This window comes from Acidisphaera rubrifaciens HS-AP3 (assembly GCF_000964365.1).
GTDB classification, from domain to species: Bacteria; Pseudomonadota; Alphaproteobacteria; order Acetobacterales; family Acetobacteraceae; genus Acidisphaera; species Acidisphaera rubrifaciens.
The window spans coordinates 1-2,619 of record NZ_BANB01000439.1; the positions used below are offsets into that span (position 1 = coordinate 1).

The following is a 2,619-nucleotide window of genomic DNA, read 5'->3' on the forward strand; positions in this document are numbered from 1 at the left end:
CTCGACCAATCGCTGGATCGCGTCCTCGCGGTTGCGTATCTGCGTGCGGAACCGCCGCGCCGTGATCACGATCACGCCGTCCGACGTCAGCCGGCTGCCGGCCAGCACCTCCAGCCGGGCCCGCGCCTCGTCCGACAGCGCCGGCGAGCGGCGGGCGTCGAAGCGGAGCTGCGCCGCCGTCGCGACTTTGTTGACGTTCTGCCCGCCGGGGCCGGAGGCGAGGATATAGCTCACCTCGATCTCCCGCTCGTCGAGCGCCAAGCCCGGCGCGATCTCGATCACGGCAAATCCTGTCCGGTCCTGCTTAGCCTGGCGTGGCGGGACCGGCGAACACCTGCCGGTCCTTGTTGTCGCGCATGAGCATCGACAGGCCCGGCAGGCTTTCCATGCCGAGGCCGGACGGCGGTCCGCCCTCGGGGTCGGGCTGTATCCCGGCATAGGGCGCGCTCGCGACCTTGTCCCACTTGCCCGACGGCTTCTTGATCTCCAGCGCCACCACGGTCGCCTTCATCACCAGCCGGACGATCGCCTCCTTGGGGGCGGCCGGGCGGGCGAGGCTGGGGTGGCCGCCCATCACCTGCCAGCCGTTGGCCAGCGCCCAGCCGCTCAGTTCCTCGCGATCCATTCCCGCCTCCCGCTGTCGGAGGCACCGTATCGCGCGCCCCCGCGTTCTGTAGCACCCGCCGCCGGCTGCCGCATTGCCTCCTCGGCGACGGCCCCGACACGCCGCTCTGGCCCCCGCCGCCGTGTCGCCCCATGTTGTCGCCGTGTCGCAGAAGCCCCGGCAAGGACCCTCATGCCCAGTCCGCTGAACGTCGCGGTCCAGATGGACCCGCTCGAGACCATCGACATCAACGGCGACAGCACCTTCGCCCTGATGCTGGAGGCACAGGCGCGCGGCCACCGCCTCTGGCACTACGAAGTCCGCCATATGGCGCTGCGCGAGGGGCCGCGCCATCCGCATGGCCGGCTGGTGGCACAGGGACGCCCGGTCAAGGTGCAGCGCGTGCCGGGCGCCCATTACACGTTCGGCGATGCGGAGACGCTCGACCTCGGGGCGATGGACGTCGTGCTGATGCGCCAGGACCCGCCGTTCGACATGGCCTATATCACCGCCACGCACATGCTGGAGCACATCCAGCCGGGCACGCTGGTGGTCAACGATCCGGCGGCCGTGCGCAACGCGCCCGAGAAGATCATGGTGCTGCAGTTCCCGCACCTGATGCCGCCCACCCTCGTCACCTGGGACCCGGCGGCGATCCGCGGCTTTCGCGCCGAGCATCGCGACATCGTGGTCAAGCCGCTGTTCGGCAACGGCGGCACCGGCGTCTTTCGCATTCGCGAGGACGACGAGAATCTCGGCGCCCTGCTGGAGATGCATTTCGCCCGCTCGCGCGAGCCGCTGATGGTGCAGCGCTACGAGCCGGCGGTGCGCCTCGGCGACAAGCGGATCATCCTGGTGGACGGCGAGCCCATGGGCGCGATCAACCGCGTGCCGGCGGCCGGCGAGGCGCGGTCGAACATGCATGTCGGCGGCCGTCCGGAACAAAGCGCGCTGAGCGCCCGCGACCGCGAGATCTGCGCGGCGATCGGCCCGACGCTGCGCGCCCAGGGGCTGATCTTCGTCGGCATCGACGTGATCGGCGACTGGCTGACCGAAATCAACGTCACCTCGCCCACCGGCCTGCAGGAAATCGCCCGCTTCGACGGCGTCCACCTGGAGCGCGCGATCTGGGACTGCATCGAGGCGAAGCGGCGCGCGGCCCGACCCCTCGCTACCCCCGGCTGAGCCAGCGCAGGACACCGGCGAGATCGGGGATGCGGCGCGGCGCGTCCGGCGGACCTGTCAGTTGCAGCCCGATCGCCGGTCCGGGACGGCCGTCCTCCGTCGCCGGACGCAGCGCGAGGCGCAGATCGAGGCCGCCGCCGGCGAGACCCGCCACGCCGGCGGCCTCGATCGTCCCGTCCGGTCCGGCCAGCCGGGCGCCATCCAGCGTGAGGCTGCCCGCCTCGATCGCCGCATCCGCCGCCAGCGTCGCATAGGGCGTCGCGCCGCCCGCGAGTGCCGCAAGCAGCGGGGCATCCCCGACCGGATCGCTGCCCGTCGCCTCGTCGCGCGCAACCGCCGCGCGTATGGCCGGAAGGTTGAGGCCGCGCAGCACCCCGCCCGACGCCACGACGCGGGCGCGCCCGGCCAGGGTCGCCCGTATCGCCGCCAGGCTGTAACCGTGGGCCACGACCCGGATCGCGGCATTCATCGTCCCGCCCGCCAGCGTGACCGGGCCGATCGCGACCGGCGGGTCCGGCACGGCGCCAACCAGCGTGAGATCCACCGCCAGCGCCGGCGGGACGGTCGCGCCACCCATGGTCACGCTGCCGTCCAGGTCACCGCCGTCCAAGTTTGCCCGCAATCCGTTAATGTTCAGGGTGCCTCCGGCCACGCCGACATGCGCCTTCAGGTTCCGCAGCGGCGGCCCGCCCGCGGTCGGCACGCGCGCGGCGGTCACGTCGACTGCCGCCTCCCACCCGCGCAAGGCACCAAGGGGCAGCGGGTCCGTCCCGCCGCCGTGGGGCGTCGGCAGCGGCAGGACGGCGGCGTCGATCCGTCCCGTCAGCCGC

4 protein-coding genes are annotated in these 2,619 nt (G+C 72.6%); 1 reads left to right on the forward strand and 3 read right to left on the reverse strand.

The window, feature by feature from the left end; translation table 11 throughout:
- Together arfB and B8460_RS12645 are read right to left on the reverse strand one after the other, a co-directional pair.
- Nucleotides 1-282: alternative ribosome rescue aminoacyl-tRNA hydrolase ArfB (gene arfB / locus B8460_RS22895; RefSeq protein WP_048861961.1), on the reverse strand; the 282-nt coding region annotated here is incomplete at its 3' end.
- A 22-nt stretch (nt 283-304) separates the two neighbouring features.
- Nucleotides 305-625: a hypothetical protein gene (locus tag B8460_RS12645; RefSeq protein WP_048861962.1), complete on the reverse strand. Its 321-nt coding sequence runs from the start codon at nt 623-625 to the stop codon at nt 305-307.
- Nucleotides 626-796: 171 nt separating this feature from the next.
- Here B8460_RS12645 and gshB point away from each other — a divergent pair, with 171 nt between their 5' ends.
- Nucleotides 797-1,789, forward strand: coding sequence for a glutathione synthase (gene gshB, locus B8460_RS12650; RefSeq protein WP_048861963.1), 993 nt, complete (start codon nt 797-799; stop codon nt 1,787-1,789).
- On the opposite strand, the gene B8460_RS12655 is transcribed toward gshB, so the two are convergent.
- The coding region (locus B8460_RS12655) for an AsmA family protein (RefSeq protein WP_048861964.1) at nt 1,776-2,619 on the reverse strand (844 nt) is incomplete at its 5' end. The two genes, gshB and B8460_RS12655, sit on opposite strands and share 14 nt — an antisense overlap.